The sequence below is a fragment of the Leisingera sp. ABD4_442 genome (assembly GCF_056160905.1).
Window position 1 is genome coordinate 37,833 of the sequence record NZ_JBSWYB010000006.1, and the last position, 18,484, is coordinate 56,316.

17 protein-coding genes are annotated in these 18,484 nt (G+C 59.3%); 10 read left to right on the forward strand and 7 right to left on the reverse strand.

All coding sequences use genetic code 11. From position 1 onward, the window contains the following. Positions 1-11 precede the first annotated feature (11 nt). Genes mnmG through ACXAHG_RS06990 form a run of 4 tightly spaced genes read left to right on the forward strand, consistent with a single transcriptional unit; the run spans position 12 to position 4,222 of the window. Positions 12-1,886 (forward strand): tRNA uridine-5-carboxymethylaminomethyl(34) synthesis enzyme MnmG, encoded by a 1,875-nt coding sequence (gene mnmG, locus ACXAHG_RS06975; RefSeq protein ID WP_475056546.1) that lies wholly within the window; start codon positions 12-14, stop codon positions 1,884-1,886. Beyond that, a complete protein-coding gene (rsmG, locus tag ACXAHG_RS06980) occupies positions 1,883-2,500 on the forward strand; it encodes a 16S rRNA (guanine(527)-N(7))-methyltransferase RsmG (RefSeq protein ID WP_475056548.1) in 618 nt (205 codons plus the stop codon). Before mnmG ends, rsmG begins: the two co-directional genes overlap by 4 nt. Further along, complete coding sequence (locus ACXAHG_RS06985; RefSeq protein ID WP_475040125.1) at positions 2,493-3,302, forward strand: ParA family protein; 810 nt, start codon at positions 2,493-2,495, stop codon at positions 3,300-3,302. The genes rsmG and ACXAHG_RS06985 overlap by 8 nt, the downstream gene beginning before the upstream one ends. Before the next feature lie 26 nt (positions 3,303-3,328). Further along, positions 3,329-4,222, forward strand: coding sequence for a ParB/RepB/Spo0J family partition protein (locus ACXAHG_RS06990; protein WP_475056549.1), 894 nt, complete (start codon positions 3,329-3,331; stop codon positions 4,220-4,222). Here the strand turns inward: ACXAHG_RS06990 and ACXAHG_RS06995 are convergent. Genes ACXAHG_RS06995 through rph form a run of 4 tightly spaced genes read right to left on the reverse strand, consistent with a single transcriptional unit; the run spans position 4,212 to position 7,041 of the window. After that, positions 4,212-4,565, reverse strand: a complete 354-nt coding sequence (locus ACXAHG_RS06995) for a YbaN family protein (protein WP_475040127.1) — start codon at positions 4,563-4,565, stop codon at positions 4,212-4,214. The two genes, ACXAHG_RS06990 and ACXAHG_RS06995, sit on opposite strands and share 11 nt — an antisense overlap. 4 nt (positions 4,566-4,569) lie before the next feature. Next, positions 4,570-5,724, reverse strand: a complete 1,155-nt coding sequence (gene hemW / locus ACXAHG_RS07000; protein WP_475056550.1) for a radical SAM family heme chaperone HemW — start codon at positions 5,722-5,724, stop codon at positions 4,570-4,572. Further along, the gene (rdgB, locus tag ACXAHG_RS07005) at positions 5,717-6,331 is read right to left on the reverse strand and encodes an RdgB/HAM1 family non-canonical purine NTP pyrophosphatase (RefSeq protein ID WP_475056552.1); all 615 of its coding nucleotides are present in this window, start codon (positions 6,329-6,331) and stop codon (positions 5,717-5,719) included. The genes hemW and rdgB overlap by 8 nt, the downstream gene beginning before the upstream one ends. After that, positions 6,328-7,041, reverse strand: coding sequence for a ribonuclease PH (rph, locus tag ACXAHG_RS07010; protein ID WP_475056553.1), 714 nt, complete (start codon positions 7,039-7,041; stop codon positions 6,328-6,330). The genes rdgB and rph overlap by 4 nt, the downstream gene beginning before the upstream one ends. Positions 7,042-7,184: 143 nt before the next feature. Here rph and hrcA point away from each other — a divergent pair, with 143 nt between their 5' ends. Further along, positions 7,185-8,249 (forward strand): heat-inducible transcriptional repressor HrcA, encoded by a 1,065-nt coding sequence (gene hrcA, locus ACXAHG_RS07015; protein ID WP_475056554.1) that lies wholly within the window; start codon positions 7,185-7,187, stop codon positions 8,247-8,249. A 9-nt stretch (positions 8,250-8,258) separates the two neighbouring features. After that, positions 8,259-8,819 carry a nucleotide exchange factor GrpE gene (locus ACXAHG_RS07020; protein WP_039126498.1) on the forward strand — a complete coding sequence of 187 codons (561 nt, stop codon included), beginning with the start codon at positions 8,259-8,261 and terminating at the stop codon, positions 8,817-8,819. An 83-nt stretch (positions 8,820-8,902) separates the two neighbouring features. On the opposite strand, the gene mutS is transcribed toward ACXAHG_RS07020, so the two are convergent. Further along, complete coding sequence (gene mutS, locus ACXAHG_RS07025) at positions 8,903-11,533, reverse strand: DNA mismatch repair protein MutS (RefSeq protein ID WP_475040132.1); 2,631 nt, start codon at positions 11,531-11,533, stop codon at positions 8,903-8,905. A 102-nt stretch (positions 11,534-11,635) separates the two neighbouring features. Then, the gene (locus tag ACXAHG_RS07030; RefSeq protein WP_475056555.1) at positions 11,636-12,469 is read right to left on the reverse strand and encodes a flagellin; all 834 of its coding nucleotides are present in this window, start codon (positions 12,467-12,469) and stop codon (positions 11,636-11,638) included. Between the two features lie 296 nt (positions 12,470-12,765). On the opposite strand from ACXAHG_RS07030, the gene ACXAHG_RS07035 reads away from it, so the two are divergent. Together ACXAHG_RS07035 and ACXAHG_RS07040 are read left to right on the forward strand one after the other, a co-directional pair. Then, positions 12,766-15,021, forward strand: coding sequence for an NADP-dependent malic enzyme (locus ACXAHG_RS07035; RefSeq protein ID WP_475040134.1), 2,256 nt, complete (start codon positions 12,766-12,768; stop codon positions 15,019-15,021). Between the two features lie 6 nt (positions 15,022-15,027). Next, positions 15,028-15,900, forward strand: coding sequence for a ribokinase (locus tag ACXAHG_RS07040; RefSeq protein ID WP_475056557.1), 873 nt, complete (start codon positions 15,028-15,030; stop codon positions 15,898-15,900). Between the two features lie 78 nt (positions 15,901-15,978). On the opposite strand, the gene msrA is transcribed toward ACXAHG_RS07040, so the two are convergent. After that, positions 15,979-16,644 (reverse strand): peptide-methionine (S)-S-oxide reductase MsrA, encoded by a 666-nt coding sequence (gene msrA, locus ACXAHG_RS07045; protein WP_475040136.1) that lies wholly within the window; start codon positions 16,642-16,644, stop codon positions 15,979-15,981. A 149-nt stretch (positions 16,645-16,793) separates the two neighbouring features. Here msrA and ACXAHG_RS07050 point away from each other — a divergent pair, with 149 nt between their 5' ends. After that, positions 16,794-17,702, forward strand: a complete 909-nt coding sequence (locus ACXAHG_RS07050) for a D-amino acid aminotransferase (protein WP_475040137.1) — start codon at positions 16,794-16,796, stop codon at positions 17,700-17,702. Continuing rightward, a complete protein-coding gene (locus ACXAHG_RS07055; protein WP_475056558.1) occupies positions 17,702-18,415 on the forward strand; it encodes a sulfotransferase-like domain-containing protein in 714 nt (237 codons plus the stop codon). Before ACXAHG_RS07050 ends, ACXAHG_RS07055 begins: the two co-directional genes overlap by 1 nt. Positions 18,416-18,484 lie beyond the last annotated feature (69 nt).

Here is an 18,484-nt window from a genome sequence, read left to right on the forward strand (position 1 = left end):
GAGTGTTTCACGTGAAACATTCATCGTATGATGTGATCGTGGTCGGCGGCGGTCACGCCGGCACAGAGGCTGCCCATGCCTCGGCACGGATGGGTGCTTCGACCGCTTTGATAACACTGGATCGTAGTGGCATTGGTGTTATGTCCTGCAACCCAGCCATTGGAGGCTTGGGGAAAGGGCATCTTGTCCGGGAAATTGACGCCATGGATGGCGTTATGGGGCGCGTTGCAGATCGGGCCGGTATACAGTTCCGCCTTTTGAACCGAAGAAAAGGGCCAGCGGTTCAGGGGCCGCGAGCTCAGTCTGACAGGATAATTTACCGGCAGGAAATGCTCCGGTTGACGGAAGCACAGCGAAACCTGGATATAGTTGAAGGTGAGGTTACTGACTTTCTCATGGCAAGCGGGGAAGTCGCCGGCGTCATTCTTGCAGATGGCAGTGAGATCCCCGCAAAATCTGTGATCTTGACGTCTGGAACATTCCTCCGCGGTGTCATTCACATCGGCGACGTATCTAAACCTGGCGGGCGGATGGGGGATAAGCCGTCCGTTAGGCTGGCTGAAAGGTTGGACAGCTTCGATCTGCCACTGGGCCGGCTGAAAACCGGGACCCCTCCGAGATTGGACGGGCGTACGATTGATTGGGCTTCGCTTGACGCACAGCCTGGCGACGATAATCCTGTGTTCTTTTCGTTCTTGACCAAGTCACTTCAGGCTAAACAGGTATCCTGCGGGATTACGCACACAAACCCGGAAACCCACGAAATCATCCGCAACAACCTCAGCCGGTCTGCGATGTATGGCGGTCACATTGAGGGGGTTGGCCCCCGGTATTGCCCTTCGATTGAGGATAAGATCGTCCGGTTTTCTGACAAAGAGTCTCACCAGATCTTCCTTGAGCCTGAGGGCGTATCCGACCACACTGTCTACCCGAACGGAATTTCAACAAGTTTGCCAGAGGATATTCAAGAATCCTATGTGCGTTCTATCCGGGGGCTGGAGCACGCAGTCATTCTGCAGCCTGGATACGCCATCGAATATGACTATGTTGATCCCCGCGCGCTCTCACTAGATTTGGCGCTGAAGGACGTACCCGGCTTGTATTTGGCAGGTCAGATCAACGGGACTACCGGTTATGAAGAGGCCGCCGCCCAGGGGCTTGTAGCGGGTTTGAATGCAGCCCAGCGTGCCAAGGGGAAGGAGGCCGTGACCTTTAGCCGGGCCAATAGTTACATTGGGGTGATGATTGATGATCTCACCACAAACGGGGTTATAGAGCCTTACCGGATGTTCACGTCGCGAGCAGAATTCCGACTATCCCTGCGGGCCGATAATGCGGATCAAAGGCTTACACCCATGGCGATCGAACTTGGTTGTACTGGTAAGGATCGTATTCGCATGTTTTCGGAAAAGACCGAACGCTTGCAGTCCGCGCGGCAGATACTGGAGGCGCAAACCTTCACTCCGAAACAGGTTTCTGAGGCCGGCATCAGGATTAATCAAGACGGAAACCGGAGAACTGGGCTGGACGTACTGGCGTTTCCGGATGTGTCTTTCGATGACTTGAAGGCACTTCTGCCTGAGCTTAGCTCTGTTGAGCCGGAAATTTCCAGGCAGCTGGAGCGGGATGCTCTTTACGCAAACTACATCTTACGCCAGGAGCGGGAGGTTTCCGCTCTGAAGCGGGATGAAAGCTACAGTATTCCTGCTGATTTCATTTATGAGGGGGTTGAAGGACTGTCGAATGAAATTCAGCAGAAGTTAAAAAAGGCCCGCCCTGAAACTCTTGCCCAAGCTGCACGCGTTGATGGCATAACTCCGGCAGCCCTGGCGTTGATTTTGGCTCGCCTGCGAAAGGTGCGGGGCAGGCAGGAGAAGTCTGCATGAGCACAGAAGACTTGTGGCGCGCGCTCAGTGTTTCACGTGAAACAATGCGTCGTTTGGAGCTTTTCGAGGTGGTGGTCAGGAAATGGAATCCGAGGATCAACCTTGTTTCCAAGTCTAGCCTCGAACACATCTGGACACGGCATATTGCAGACTCGGTGCAAATTTTCCGGTGTGTCTCCGCACCAGGCCACTGGGTAGACATCGGCAGTGGGGGCGGATTTCCAGGTTTGATTATTGCCTTAATGGCTGCTGAGGAAGCGCCGGATATGCAAGTGACGCTTATCGAAAGTGATCAGAGAAAAGCTGCTTTTCTTAGAAGTGCAGCGCGAGAATGCGGTGCGGCTGTTCGGGTAATATCAGAGCGTATCGAACGAGTTGAGGCCCAGAAGGCTGACGTCTTGTCCGCCCGGGCGCTGGCTGATCTTTCCGATCTTCTGGAGTTTTCTGAGCGTCATCTTGCCGGGGATGGCATTGCGCTGTTCCCGAAAGGCCAGAGTTGGAAAAAAGAAGTGGATAACGCGCAGCAGCGATGGCGGTTCAAAGCAGAACCCATTAAAAGTCTGACTGAGCCTGAAGCAGTAATCCTGAAAGTCTGGGGAGTTGAACGTGCCTGATTTTTCCCGCCCGGAGGGGCCACGTATCATCGCGGTCGCAAATCAGAAAGGCGGGGTAGGGAAAACAACAACAGCGATCAACCTTGCTGCGGCCCTGGTCGAAGGTGGGCTGCGTGTATTGGTGGTTGATCTGGATCCGCAGGGAAATGCCTCAACCGGCCTTGGGATAGAGCCCTCTGACCGGGATCTTACAACATATGATCTTCTGGTGGAGGATGCTTCCCTTGCGGATGTCATCCGGACAACGGAGATTGAAGATCTTTGCATCATTCCCGCAACTGTTGATCTGAGTTCTGCGGATATTGAACTTTTCACCAATGAAAAGCGAAGCTACCTGCTGCATGACGCGCTTCGGCAGACGGCGATGGATGAGTATGATTGGGATTACGTCCTGATAGACTGCCCGCCGTCTCTGAATCTTCTGACGGTCAATGCTATGGTGGCAGCGCATTCTGTTCTGGTGCCGCTTCAGAGCGAATTTTTCGCATTGGAAGGTGTAACTCAGCTGATGCTGACGATTCGCGAGGTGCGCCAGTCGGCTAATCCAGGACTGCGAATCGAAGGTATCGTTCTGACCATGTTCGACCGGCGCAACAACCTGTCGCTGCAGGTTGAGCAAGACGCACGGGATAATCTCGGCGACCTCGTGTTTCAAACTAAGATCCCGCGCAATGTGCGTGTTAGCGAAGCACCTTCCTATGCTTTGCCGGTGTTGAACTATGACACCAACTCCCAAGGCGCACAGGCCTATCGCGCACTGGCAGAAGAAATCCTGAATAAACATCAGAAGATAGCGGCGTAAATGCAGAATACAGACCGGAGGCAACCATGGCAGACAAAAAGACAAAACCACGAGGGCTGGGCCGGGGATTGTCAGCGTTGATGGCAGATGTGAACCCCGCGCCGGTGAGCACGCAGACTGAAGCACCACGGAATGCGGAAGTACTGGTTCCGATTGAGAATATTATTGCCAATCCAAATCAGCCGCGCCGGCAGTTTCTGCAAGAGGACCTGGATGACCTGACCGCCTCCATTAAGGAAAAGGGGGTCCTGCAGCCGCTGATCGTACGCCCGCGACCTGGCGGACAATATGAGATTGTTGCCGGCGAACGGCGCTGGCGGGCGTCTCAGGCGGCCCAGCTGCATGAAGTGCCGGTGCTGATCCGGGACTATTCAGACCTTGAGATGATGGAAGTGGCTATCATCGAAAACATCCAGCGCTCTGACCTCAATGCGATGGAAGAGGCGCAGAGTTACAAGCAGCTAATGGAGAAGTTCGGCCATACTCAGGAGAAGATGGCCGAGGCGCTTGGAAAAAGCCGCAGCCACATTGCGAATCTGGTGCGCCTGCTGCATCTGCCGGATGATGTACAGATCCTGGTTCAGGAACGAAAACTTTCTGCAGGTCACGCGCGTGCGCTGATCACTTCCGACAATGCGTCTGACCTGGCCAAGAGAATCGTGAAGAGCGGGCTGTCCGTGCGGGCGACGGAGGCGTTGGTAAAGAAGGATGCCGCAGGTTTCCAGACAACTGCCGCCAAGAAGCCGAAGCAGTCAGCCGAAAAGGACGCGGATACACGCGCTTTGGAAGGCGATCTGTCGGCAATGCTGAAAATGAAGGTGTCGATTGACCATAAGCCGGGCGGAGAGAGTGGATCGGTAACGATAAGCTATGCGGATTTGGATCAGCTTGATGAGCTGTGTAATCTGCTCAGCCGTTAGGCCGGGTCCAGATAAAGACCAGAACGGCTGAAAGCACCAGCACTTGAATGCCCAGCACATAGCTTGGGACAGAAAGCAGCAGAGATAGTCCAAAGACGGCGGCAATCGAAGCGGTTGCCGCCTTTTTTGCGACCGGCCGGATTGCACCGCTGTTGCGCCAATCGGTGATCATTGGGCCGAAAACATTGTGGGCTAGGATCCAATCGTGCAGCCGGTCTGAGGAATTGGCGAAACAGAAGGCTGCAAGCAGCAGGAATGGAACAGTCGGAAGAAGGGGAAGGACAATGCCGATGACGGCCAAGGCAACAAAGAACAGTCCCAGGCCGGCATATAGAAAACGCATTGCTTCAATCCATCAATAGATCGCGGAGAACCGCATTCAATACCGCGCGGCCATGATCGGTTGCGCGTAGCCTTTTCTCCGAGATAGTGACCATGCCGAGTTGTACAAGGTTATCAAGCCGGCTTTCAGAGAGGTTCCGGCCAGAGAGCTGGGAATAGCGTACCACATCCAGACCTTCCGACAGGCGCATCCCCATCATCAGGTATTCTGCCGCAGCATCTTCTGCACTGAGAGCTTCGCGCAGAGATTCGCCGTTGCCCTTGCCGACGGCTTGCAGCCAAGCCCCAGGGGCGAGGTGGGTCTCGGTCGCGTAGCGCTTGCCGTTCAGGGTGAGGCGGCCATGGGCGCCTGGGCCGATCCCGGCATAGTCGCCATAACGCCAATAGATCAGGTTGTGGCGGGATTCCGAGCCGGGCTTGGCATGGTTGGAGATCTCATAGCTGGCCACGCCGAAGTCTGCGCAGATGTCCTGAGTGGCCAGGTACATGTCGGCAGCGGTGTCATCGGTGGGCAGGTTGCGCAGTTTGCCGCGGGCGTAGCGGTCTCCGAATGCGGTGCCGTCTTCGATGGTAAGCTGGTAGAGTGATAGATGGTCAATAGCCATCGACAACGCTTCGCGCAACTCGGCCTGCCAGGCCTCCAGGGTTTGGCCCTGGCGTGCGTAGATCAGGTCAAAGCTCACCCGGTCGAAACACTTTCGGGCGATGTCAAAGGCAGCCTTGGCTTCGGACACGCTGTGGATGCGTCCCAGCCTGCGCAGATCCTCGTCGTTCAGAGCCTGAATGCCCATGGAGACCCTGTTGACGCCAGCGCCACGGTAGCCGGCAAAGCGCCCGGCCTCGACAGAGCCAGGGTTTGCTTCAAGAGAAATCTCTATGTCATTGGCAAAGGGCCAGATTTCACGTGCCCGTTCGATGACGGCAGACACTGTTTCAGGCAGCATCAGGGAAGGGGTGCCACCGCCGAAGAAAATGGAGTTCAAAACCCGCCCGGAAAGCTGTTCCGAGAGTCTGTCCAGCTCGGCCAAATAGGCCCTAACCCATAGGTTCTGGTCTATTTTTGCAGAGACATGGCTGTTGAAGTCGCAATAGGGGCATTTGGCCTGGCAGAAGGGCCAATGCACATAAAGGCCAAAGCCCCCATTTCGCCAGTCATCCACCGAAACAGCCCTGGACGAACTGGGCCACCGCCTTGCCGCGGTGGCTGATCTTGTTCTTCTCCGCCGGTTCCATCTCGGCGCAGGTGATGCTGTAGCCGTCGGGCTGGAACATCGGGTCGTATCCAAAGCCGTGTTCGCCGCGAATCGGCCAGACCAGATGCCCGGGCATCACACCTTCGAAGACTTCGTCGTGGCCGTCGGGCCAGGCAATGACCAGGGTGCAGCGGAACTGGGCGCTGCGGGGAGCGTCAGCGCCGACGGCGTTCAGCTCGTCATTGGCTCGGGTCATCGCCATCTTGAAATCGCGGCCGCTGGGGGTTTCAGCCCAATCGGCGGTATAGACACCGGGCGCGCCATTCAGCGCGTCGATGGTGATGCCGGAGTCATCTGACAGGGCAGGGAGGCCGGTGGCCTTGGCGGCAGCATGCGCCTTGATCCGGGCATTGCCGACAAAGGTATCTTCGGTCTCCTCCGGTTCTGGCAGATCCATCTCGCCGGCGCCGACCACGCTGACGCCGAAGGGGGCGAGGATCTCGGTGATCTCGTTCAGCTTGCCCTTGTTGTGGGTGGCGACAAGCAGCTTGCCGCCTTCCAGTTTGCGGGTCATTTGCAGGCGGCCTTCTGCAGTTCAGCCAGTTCAGATGTGCCTCGGGCGGCCAGGTCCATCAGCTGGTTCATCTGGTCGCGGGAGAAGACAGAGCCTTCGGCCGACATCTGTACTTCGATCAGCTTGCCGGAACCGGTCATGATGAAGTTGCCGTCCACGCCGGCCTCGGAATCTTCGGGGTAGTCGAGGTCCAGCACCGGCTGGCCGGCATAGATGCCGCAGGACACGGCGGCAACCGGATCAAGCAGCGGGTCGATTTGCACGTCGCCGGCCTTCATCAGCTTGTTCACCGCCAGTCGCAGCGCAACCCAGCCGCCGGTGATCGAGGCGCAGCGGGTGCCGCCGTCTGCCTGCAGCACGTCGCAGTCGACGGTTATCTGGCGTTCACCCAGGGCAACGCGGTCTACACCGGCCCGCAGGGCGCGGCCGATCAGGCGCTGGATTTCCACTGTGCGGCCGCCCTGTTTCCCGGAGGATGCCTCGCGGCGCATACGGGTGTTGGTGGCACGCGGCAGCATGCCGTATTCGGCGGTGACCCAGCCAAGGCCGGTGCCCTTTATGAACGGCGGCACGCGGTCTTCGATGGTGGCGGTACACAGCACGTGGGTGTCACCCATCTTGATCAGGCAGGAGCCCTCGGCGTGTTTGGTGAAACCGGTCTCGATTGAGACGGCGCGCATTTCATTCAATTCTCGTCCAGAGGGTCGCATGGTGTATCCTTTTGCTGTTGGCTTTGGGATAGCCCTGCGGGACAAGGCGATGCAAGCCCGATTGACCTTTTGGCTTGCTGCTCTTTAATGACATCTTGGCTGCGGCTTCTTATGTTGAAACCGCAATAAATGCTGGAAGGCCGATGAGTGACCCGCAAAACATTCTGCAGGATCTGAACGACCGCTCGCGGGAGGTGTTCCGGACGGTGGTGGAAAGCTATCTGGAGAGCGGCGACCCGGTTGGCAGCCGTACCCTGACCCGCAGCCTAAGCGAGAAGGTCAGCGCGGCGACAGTACGCAATGTGATGCAGGACCTAGAGTATCTGGGCCTGCTGGACAGCCCTCATATCAGTGCCGGCCGGGTGCCGACGCAGCTGGGGCTCAGGATGTTCGTGGATGGGCTGCTGGAGGTCGAAGACCTGAAGGCCAACGACCGCGAGAAGATCGACGCGACCCTCGGGAAGAATGCCGGCGATGTGGGCGGTATGCTGGACCGGGTCGGCGCGGCTTTGTCGGGTGTCACGCAGGGGGCGTCGCTGGTTCTGACGCCTAAGCATGAGGCGGAGATCCGCCATATCGAATTTGTCTCGCTGGCGCATGACCGGGCGCTGGTGGTGCTGGTGTTTTCTGACGGGCATGTGGAGAACCGGCTGTTCACGCCGCCGCCCGGACAAACGCCAAGCTCGATGCGGGAGGCGGCAAATTTCCTGAACGCGCTGATCGAGGGGCGGACTCTGAGCGAAGTGCAGCGGCAAATGCAGACGGTAATTACCGCGCGGCGCCAGGAAATTGACAGTCTTGCACACGCAATGATTGAAAGCGGTCTGGCAGTCTGGGAAGATGACGGCAGCGAGCAGGCGCGGTTGATTGTTCGGGGCCGGGCGAATCTGCTGGCAGAAACCGGCGCAGCCGAGGAGCTAGAGCGGATCCGGACCCTGTTTGACGACCTGGAGCGCAAGCGCGATATCGCCGAATTCCTGGAACTGACCGAGGACGGCGAGGGCGTGCGCATTTTTATCGGTTCGGAGAACAAACTTTTCTCACTTTCGGGTTCCTCTTTGGTGGTGTCTCCCTATATGAACGCGGATCGAAAGATCATTGGTGCGGTGGGGGTGATTGGCCCGACGCGCCTGAATTACGGACGGATCGTGCCGATTGTGGACTATACGGCACAACTGGTCGGCAAGCTGTTGTCGGACCGGAGTTAGAGGTGAAACATGGCAGAGCTCAAGGACGAAGACTTTCTGGATGACATCGCCGCCGCCGAGGCTGAAGAGCTGGCAGCGCAGACCGAGGAATTTGATGATGCCTCGCTGGAAATTGATGCGCTTCGTGCGGAACGGGATGAGCTGAAGGACCGCTTTATGCGGGCGCTGGCGGATGCCGAAAACGCCCGCAAGCGCGGCGACAAGGCGCGCCGCGAGGCAGAGAATTACGGCGGCTCGAAACTGGCCCGTGACATGTTGCCGGTCTACGACAACATGAAGCGCGCGATTGAAGCGGCCACTGACGAGCAGCGCGAAGTTTCCGCGGCGCTGATCGAAGGCGTCGAGCTGACCATGCGTTCGCTGCTGGGTGTGTTCGAGAAGCACGGCATCCGGATCGTCTCGCCCGAGGTTGGCGACAAGTTCGACCCGAAAGTGCATGAGGCGATGTTCGAGGCGCCGGTGCCGGGCACCAAGGCAGGCGACATCATCCAGGTGTCAGCAGAAGGGTTCATGCTGCACGACCGGCTGCTGCGCGCGGCGCAGGTTGGCGTGTCATCGACACCTGCGTAACAGGAGCGCCCTTACGGGCGCTGCCTCCGGCGGGAGTTTTTTTGGCAAGATGAAAGAGCGGTCCCGATTGGGGCCGCTTTTGTTTAGCCTGCGGCTTCTTTCAGCTTGTAGAGCATTTCCAGCGCTTCACGCGGCGACAGGTCATCCGGGTGGATGCCGGCCAGGAGCTCTTCCGCCGGCGAAGGGCCGGCCGGGGCCTTGGGCTGTGGCGGCGGGGCCGCTGCAAACAGGGGCAGGTCGTCGATCTGGATCTTGGTGCCGCCTTCACGGCTGCCTTGTTCCAGCATGTCGAGGACATCGCGGGCACGCGCCACTACAGAAGCGGGGAGGCCGGCCAGCTGTGCCACTTGCACACCATAGGAGCGGTCGGCGGCACCCTTGCGGACCTCGTGCAGGAAGATCACTTCACCTTCCCACTCCTTGACCGCGACGGTGGCGTTGTCGACGCCTTCCAGTTTGGCGGCGAGCTGGGTCAGCTCGTGGTAATGGGTGGCAAACAGCGCGCGGGAGCGGTTCACTTCGTGCAGGTGTTCCAGCGTCGCCCAGGCGATGGAGAGACCGTCGTAGGTGGCGGTGCCGCGGCCGATTTCATCGAGGATCACCAAGGCGCGGTCGTCGGCCTGGTTCAGGATCGCGGCGGTTTCGACCATTTCGACCATGAAGGTGGAGCGGCCGCGGGCCAGGTCGTCGGAGGCGCCGACGCGGCTGAACAGCTGGCTAACCAGGCCGATATGGGCGGCTTCGGCCGGGACATAGCTGCCCATCTGGGCGAGCAGGGCAATCAGCGCGTTCTGGCGCAGGAAGGTCGATTTGCCGGCCATGTTGGGGCCAGTCAGCAGCCAGACCGCGGCGCCGTCCTGGGCGGTTAGGCAGCAGTCGTTGGCGACAAAGGCCTCGCCCCCTTGCTGGCGCAGGGCCTGTTCCACCACAGGGTGGCGGCCGCCTTCCACGTGGAACGCACGGCTGTTGTCGACCTTAGGACGGGTCCAGTTTTCACCGCGTGCAAGATCGGCGAGGCCAGTGAGCAGGTCCAGCTCTGCCAATCCGCGGGCTGCGGTGTTAAGGCGCGCTGCACAGTCCAGAATAGCGCCTGAAAGCCTTGCATAGAGCCTCTTTTCAATCTCTAACGCGAGGTTACCGGCATTCAGAATGCGGGTCTCAATCTCGCTCAGCTCCACCGTGGTGAAACGCACCTGATTGGCGGTGGTCTGACGGTGGATATAGGTTTCGTTCAGCGGCGGCGACATCATCTTGTCCGCGTGGGTTGCGGTGGTTTCGATGAAATAGCCCAGCACGTTGTTATGCTTGATCTTCAGCGAGGCGACGCCGGTGTGTTCGGCGTATTGCTTCTGCATCGAGGCAATGACCGAGCGGCCCTCGTCGCGCAGTGTGCGGGCTTCGTCCAGTTCCGGGTCATAGCCGGCTGCGATGTAGCCGCCGTCACGGGCCAGCAAGGGGGGCTCGGCGATGAGGGCAGCGTCGAGCAGGGATAGGAGGTCGTCAAACCCTTGCAGGTCCGACATGGCACGGGTGATCAGTTCGGGCAGATCCAGGCCGGCGCAGAGTTCAGCGATGACCTCAGCTTGCGACAGCCCGTTCCGGATCGCGGCTAGATCACGGGGACCGCCGCGCTCCAAGGCAAGGCGGGAGAGGGCGCGGTCGAGGTCGGGGGTCTTACGTAGCGCAGCACGCAGATCTTCTGCGGTCTGTGCCTGATCAACCGCGAAATCCAAGGCTGCAAGACGTTGTTGGATCACATTCAGATTGCGCGAGGGGCTGGACATGCGTTGTTCCAGCAGGCGGGCACCGCCGGGGGTGACGGTGCGGTCCACCACCGACAGAAGCGAACCTGAGCGGCCGCCGGAGAGCGACCGGGTCAATTCCAGATTGCGGCGGGTGGCGGCGTCAATCTGCACCACCCGGTCCTGAGCCTCCTGCTGCGGCGGCTGCAATAGCGGCAGCTTGCCCTTCTGGGTGATCTCCAGATAGTCGATCAGCGCACCCATCGCCGAGACCTCTGCGCGGGTGAAGGTGCCGAAGCCATCCAAGGCGCTGACGTTGAACAGGCTACAGATACGTTTCTCTGCTGCGGTGCTGTCAAAGCTGGCCTTGCCCAATGGGGTCAGCGGAATCTTGTATTCATCAGCCAGCGGCAGGGCGGCATCATAGGCGGGGCCGTCGGCGACAATCAGTTCCGATGGCGCCAGCCGGGCCAGCTCCGGCGACAGGCGGACACGGGCTACCGGCATCACGTGAAACGCGCCGGTGGAGATGTCGGCCCAGGCCAGGGCGGCCTCATCCCGAAGTTCAGAGTAAGAGACCAGGAAATTGTGGCGGCGCGCCTCCAGCAGGGAATCCTCGGTCAGGGTGCCGGGAGTCACCAGCCGTACCACGTCGCGTTTCACCACAGATTTGGAGCCGCGTTTCTTGGCCTCGGCGGGGCTTTCCATCTGTTCACCTACGGCGACGCGGAAACCTTTGCGGATCAGTGTCAGCAGGTAGCCCTCGGCGGCATGCACCGGCACGCCGCACATCGGGATGTCTTCACCGTTATGTTTGCCGCGTTTGGTCAGCGCGATATCGAGGGCCTCTGCGGCGTTGACCGCGTCCTCAAAGAACATCTCGTAGAAATCGCCCATCCGGTAAAAAAGCAGCGCGTCTGCATGCGCTGCCTTGATCTCGAGATACTGCGCCATCATGGGCGTTACGGTCATTGGAGGTCCCCCGGGGTCGTCTTTGCAAGACATCTACAATGGGGGCGGAGCGAGGAAAACCCGGATATGCCTGCCGCCGGACCCTCTGGCGGCAGGCTGCTGTCAGTAGAGGTTGCGCAGAGTGTCAGGCATCGTGTTGACAATAGAGAGCGACAGCGTGCTCAGCTGTTGCTGTGCTTGCAGCGCCAGCAGCTTGGTTGCGGCTTCCTCCATATTGGTGTCGATCATCGAACTGACACCGCGGGTAAGCGCATCCGACTGTTTGCTGACATAGTCGCCTTGGCCTGCGAGTTGATTGGCACTTGCCCCCAAGGCTGCAGAGCCTTCGATTGCATAGGCAAGAAAGCCTTCGATTTCTCCCAATGCGGTCAGGGCGCTGGCGCTGTCGGTGATGGCAGTGCGGCTGCCGAGATCGAACAGCGGGCTGCCTTCAAAATCCACTCCGTCAACGCTGAGGGTGCTTAGGCTGCCGTCGCTGGAAATCGCTGAGGGCACTGTCAGCCCAGAGCCGCCGGAGCCGTCGACATCGGTCTTGAGCAGGTTTACCCCGTTGAAACTCGAAGCAGAAATGATCGAATTGATCTGTTCGGCTTTCTGCGCCATGGCGTTTTCGAATTTGCTGAAATCGCCGGTGCCGCTTGCGGCCATAACTGCCAGCGACCGCATTTCCTGGAGTGTGTCGGAGATTTGTTCAGCCCCGGCTGATGCAACCGCAACCGTGGCCTCGCCCAGAGACAAGGAGTCCGACACCGACTGCAATCCCGAGATGTCGGAGTTCATCAGCTCTGATATTGCCCAAAGAGCCGCGTTGTCCTGGGCAGTACTGACGTTTTGGCCGGTCGAAATACTGTCTTGCACTTCGCTGAGCTGTGAACTGACACTGCCCAAAGTTTGCAAGGCAACAAGCGCACCGGAATTATTCTGGAAGCTTATCATTCCTCATTTTCCTTTGATCCATGCCCGTGTTCCGGGCGGACAAATGTCTTTCTGACACATGCCTTCCAGGCCTGTGAGAACAGGCCTGAGCGCCACCTTCAGACAGGTGCAGGTTAAAACCTATTAAGAAATTGCAGCGCTTGACGGTCTACTTTAGGGCGAAAACTTGACGGTAATTATCGTCTTTTAGCCGCATTTATCTCAATTCTGGCTATACAGATTCTTGAAACCCCGGATTGAGGGCTGCGGAGGGCTGGGATAAGACGGTCGGCGACGAGGAGAGGACACGAATTTCAATGCCCAAATCAAAGATCACCAACGAAGAAGCCCTGGCGTTCCACCTGCAGCCGACGCCGGGGAAATGGGAGATCAACGCCACTGTCCCGATGACCACGCAGCGGGATCTGTCGCTGGCGTATTCCCCGGGTGTAGCCGTGCCTTGCGAAGCGATCGCGGAAAATCCGGAAACCGCCTATGACTACACCAACAAGGGCAACCTGGTTGCGGTGATTTCCAACGGCACCGCGGTGCTGGGACTGGGCAATTTGGGCGCGCTGGGCTCAAAACCAGTGATGGAAGGGAAGTCTGTTCTTTTCAAACGCTTTGCCGATGTGAACTCGATCGACATCGAGCTGGACACCGAAGATCCGGACAAGTTCATCGACGCAGTCAAGCTGATGGGCCCGACCTTTGGCGGCATCAATCTGGAAGACATCAAGGCGCCTGAGTGTTTCATCATCGAACAGCGCCTCAAGGAAGAGATGGACATTCCAGTCTTCCACGATGATCAGCACGGCACCGCGGTGATCTGCGCGGCAGGCCTGATCAACGCGCTGCATCTGTCGGGCAAGAAGATCGAAGACGTAAAGATCGTCCTAAACGGTGCCGGTGCCGCGGGCATCGCATGCATCGAACTGTTGAAGGCGATGGGGGCGCGGCATGAGAACTGCATCGTCTGCGACACCAAGGGCGTGATCTTCCAGGGCCGCACCGAGGGCATGAACCAGTGGAAATCGGCCCATGCCATCAGCACGGACCTGCGCACTTTGGAAGAAGCTATGCGCGGTGCAGACGTATTCCTCGGCGTGTCGGTCAAGGGGGCGGTGACCCAGGAGATGGTCGCCTCGATGGCCGATAACCCGGTGATCTTTGCGATGGCCAACCCGGATCCGGAAATCACCCCGGAAGAGGCGCATGAGGTGCGTGTGGATGCTATTGTCGCAACTGGCCGGTCGGACTATCCGAACCAGGTCAACAACGTGCTGGGCTTTCCTTACCTGTTCCGCGGTGCGCTGGACATTCACGCCCGCGCCATCAATGACGAGATGAAGATCGCCTGCGCCCATGCCCTGGCCGCTCTGGCGCGTGAGGACGTGCCGGACGAGGTGGCGCTGGCCTACGGCAAGTCGCTGTCCTTTGGCCGCGATTACATCATCCCGACACCGTTTGACCCGCGGCTGATCCACCGGATCCCGCCGGCGGTGGCCAAAGCCGGCATGGATACCGGCGCCGCCCGTCGCCCAATCGTCGACATGGACGCCTATGAGATCGGTCTCAAGTCCCGGATGGACCCGACCGCCTCGATCCTGCGCGGGCTGAACGCGCGGGCCCGCTCGGCTCAATCCCGGATGATTTTTGCCGAGGGCGACGACCCGCGGGCGCTGCGCGCTGCGGTGATGTACCAGCGCTCGGGCTTTGGAAAATCGCTGGTGGTGGGCCGGCAGGAAGACGTGCGCGCCAAGCTGGAGAAAGCCGGCCTGGGCGACGCGGTGCGCGAGCTGGAGGTGGTGAACGCGGCCAACACACCGCATTTCGATACCTACAAGGACTTCCTCTACAGCCGGCTGCAGCGCAAGGGGTTTGACCACAAAGACATCCACCGCCTGGTCGGCCGTGACCGCCATGTGTTCTCGAGCCTGATGCTGGCGCATGGCCATGGCGACGGGCTAGTGACCGGGGCGACCCGCAAGTCTGCGCATGTTCTGGAACGGATCAACCATGTGTTTGATGCTGATGCGGCTCACGGTGTTGCCGGCGTCACCGCGCTTTTGCACAAGGGCCGGATCGTGCTGATCGGCGACACGCTGGTGCATGAATGGCCGGACGAAAACCACCTGGCCAACATTGCTGAACGCGCCGCCGGGGTGGCCCGGCACATGGGGCTTGAGCCGCGGGTGGCTTTTGTCAGCTTCTCCACATTCGGCTATCCAGTGTCGGAACGGGCGGAAAAGATGCATGTCGCCCCCACCGTGCTTGATCAGCGCGGTGTCGACTTCGAATACGAAGGTGAGATGACCGTCGATGTGGCGCTGAACGAGCGCGCACAGCGCTACTACCCGTTCCAGCGCCTGACCGGCCCGGCCAATATCCTGATCGTGCCGGCCCGCCACTCAGCCTCGATCTCGGTCAAGCTGATGCAGGAGATGGGCGGTGCCACGGTGATCGGCCCGATCCTGTCGGGCATCGACAAGCCGATCCAGATCTGTTCGACCACCTCCACCACCAATGACATCCTCAACATGGCGGTGCTGGCGGCCTGTAACATCGGGTGAATTGACATGGCGATCTGGAATCTGGGCTCGATCAACGCGGATATGGTTTATGCCATGCCGCATTTGCCGTCGGCGGGAGAAACTCTTGCCGCCTCCAGCCTGGACAGGTTTCTGGGCGGCAAGGGGGCCAATATGTCGGTTGCCGCCGCCCGCGCTGGCAGTGGCGTGTTTCACATCGGTGCTGTTGGTCCGGACGGCGCCTGGGCCCGGGAGCGTCTGGCCGGCTACGGTGTAGACACGGCGCATGTCACTGAAACGGAAACCCCCACAGGCCATGCGATCATTGCGGTGGAGCCGGGCGGCGAAAACCAGATCATCCTGTTTCCCGGAGCCAACCGGGCACTTGCGGTGGAGCAGCTGATCCAGGCGTTCTCCAAAGCCGCGGCAGATGATATCCTGGTGATGCAGAATGAAACCAGCCTGCAGGCGGAGGCTGCGGAACTGGGCCGGCAGCTTGGATTGCGGGTATGCTACGCAGCTGCACCCTTTGATGCGGGTGCGGTGCAGGCGGTCCTGCGTCATCTCGATTTCCTGATTCTGAATGAGGTCGAAGCCCGCCAGCTTCAGGCTGCGACGGGCAAAGCGCCGGGGGCAATTGGCGTCAAGGACGTGATCATCACGCTCGGCGCCAAGGGCGCCCGGCATGTTGATGGAGAGACTGGCACTGTGCGCGACGTGCCGGCCCAGCCGGTCACCGCGGTGGATACAACAGGTGCCGGCGACACGTTCACCGGCTACGTGCTGGCCGGTTTGGATCAGGGACTGGAAATGGCGGAGGCAATGGAAAATGCCAGCCGCGCTGCGGCGCTGATGGTAACGCGCCATGGCACTGCAGATGTCATTCCCCATCTAAACGAAGTCCAGGCCGCCAGGTTCTGATACCGGACGGCCTGCTTCTTTCTGGTTCAAAATACTCCGGGGGAATTGGCCGTCAGGCCAAGGGGGCAGCGCCCTGCCTTAATGCCCTTTGGCAAAGGGGGCGGCATCCCCCCACAATTGCGCCACCCGGGCGTCGCGGCCGCAGGCCTGGCGGTAGCGCTTGTAGGCGGCCGCCTGCCGTTTTGGGCCAAAGCGGGTGAACACCAGGCTCTCTCCCTTGTAATAATCCTGGTGATAGTCTTCCGCCTCGTAGAAGGTTCCCGCCTGCAGGACTGGCGTCACGATTTCTTGCCCCAGGGCCTCTTGCGCTTCGGCCCTTACCTGTTCTGCAAGGGTCTTTTCCGTAAGGTTAGAGACAAATACCGCTGTCCGGTAACTTTCACCCCGGTCGCAGAACTGGCCGCCGGCATCTGTGGGATCGACCGAGCGGAAGAACAGCTCCAGCAGCCGATCCCTCGATACCTTCACCGGGTCAAAGGTGATCTGCACCGCCTCATAATGGCCGGTTCCACCGCGGGTCACGTCCTTGTAGGTCGGGTTCTCCAGCTTGCCGCCGGTATAGCCCGAGACGGCTTCAATCACTCCGGGCACGCTTTCGAAATCGCTCTCTACGCACCAGAAGCAGCCACCTGCAACAGTGAGCACTTCGGTTGATTGCGCCTGCAGCGGGTTGGTTTGCGCAACGGTGCCGATAGCAATCAGCCCTATCAGGGCTATGGGTTTCAGTCTTTCGAGAACACGCATCTCTGTCTCCATCCTGCTTTAATGCCACCCTGCCGGCTGGTTCACGTCCCCTCAACCCGCCGGAGCCGCATTTCACAGACAGGTGACAGCAAGTTACTGCTTGGAAATTGGATCCAATCTTACTAACGTGCCGCCAGCAGGAGGATTTCATGACCGAAAAGATGAGTACGCACCAAGCAGAGGAAGATCACCGGAACGAGGAGATCCTGATCTATCTTAATGGCAAAGTCGTTCCCAAGGCTGAGGCCAAGATAAGCGTTTATGACAGCGGCTTCATGCTGGGCGATGGTGTCTGGGAGGGGCTGCGTCTTTACAACGGAACCTGGGCATTTATCGACGAGCATCTGGACCGTCTGTTTGAAGCGGCCAAGGCGATAGACTTGGATATCGGTTTGGACCGGGAAGGCGTCAAAAAGGCTGTATTAGAAACACAGAAAGCCAATGGGATGACCACGGATGCCCACGCCCGGCTGATGGTCACGCGAGGCGTCAAAACCCGGCCCTTTCAGCACCCGTCGTTGTCGCGGCAGGGGCCGACCATAGCGATCATCATGGAGCATTCGCGCCCAAATCTGCCGCGGCCGATCAAACTGGCAACCGTGCCGCATATCCGCGGGCTGCCGATGACCCAGGACCCAAAGCTCAACTCGCATTCCAAGCTGAATTGCATCATCGCTTGTGTGGCGGCTGAGAAGGCCGGCGCGGATGAGGCGTTGATGCTGGACGTGAATGGCTTTGTGAACACCACCAATGCCTGCAATTTCTTCATTGTACGCAAGGGAGAGGTTTGGACCTCGACCGGGGACTATTGCATGAACGGCATCACCCGGCAAAAGGTGATCGATCTGTGCCGGGCAAACGGCATTCCGGTCCACGAGCGGAACTATTCTCTGGTGGACACTTATGGCGCGGATGAAGCTTTTCTGACGGGCACTTTCGGGGCGCAAACCCCGGTGGGGGACATCGACGGGCGTCAGATCGGCAGCGGCGGCATGGGACCGGTGACCGAGCGTATTCGGGGCCTCTACAAGGACCTCATTGAACAGGAGTGCGTCTGATGCGGATTGCTATGTGGTCCGGTCCGCGGAATTTGTCGACGGCAATGATGTATGCCTTTGGCAACCGCGGCGATTGTTCGGTGGTGGATGAACCGTTCTATGCTGCTTATTTGGCAATGACAGGATTGGATCATCCGATGCGGACGGAGATTCTGGATAGCCAGCCGCAGGATCCAAAAACCGTCGCCAAGGCGCTATTGGGGCCGGTTCCGGGCGCCAAACCTGTTTATTATCAGAAGCATATGACCCACCACATGATCGCGGGCGTGCCGCGGGACTGGATGAGGGAAGTGATCAATGTCTTCCTGATCCGGCATCCGGCCCGGGTAATTGCCTCTTATTCTGCGAAGCGGGAGAACCCGGCGCTGGAGGACATCGGCTTCCGTCAGCAGGCGGAGCTGTTTGATCTTGTCAGCAGCTGGGGCCAGACACCGGCTGTGATCGACAGCCACGACATTCGCGAGAACCCAGCCGCAAAGCTGGAGCATCTTTGCAATGCCATCGGCATGCCGTTCTCGCCGAAGATGCTGAGTTGGCCAACAGGCGGACACAAAGACGATGGCGTATGGGCACCGCATTGGTACGAGGCGGTCTGGAACTCTACAGGGTTTGCCGGAGCGGAAGGGCCGCTGCCGGAGGTTCCGGAAGAGCTGCAGCCGGTTCTTGAGGCGGCCATGCCCTATTATGAGCAGATGAAAGCGGCTAAGATCTGAGGCAGGAGGGGCTTTGCCCCTCGTGCCTGCGGCGCTCACCCCAGGATATTTGGGGCTAGAAGAAGAGGC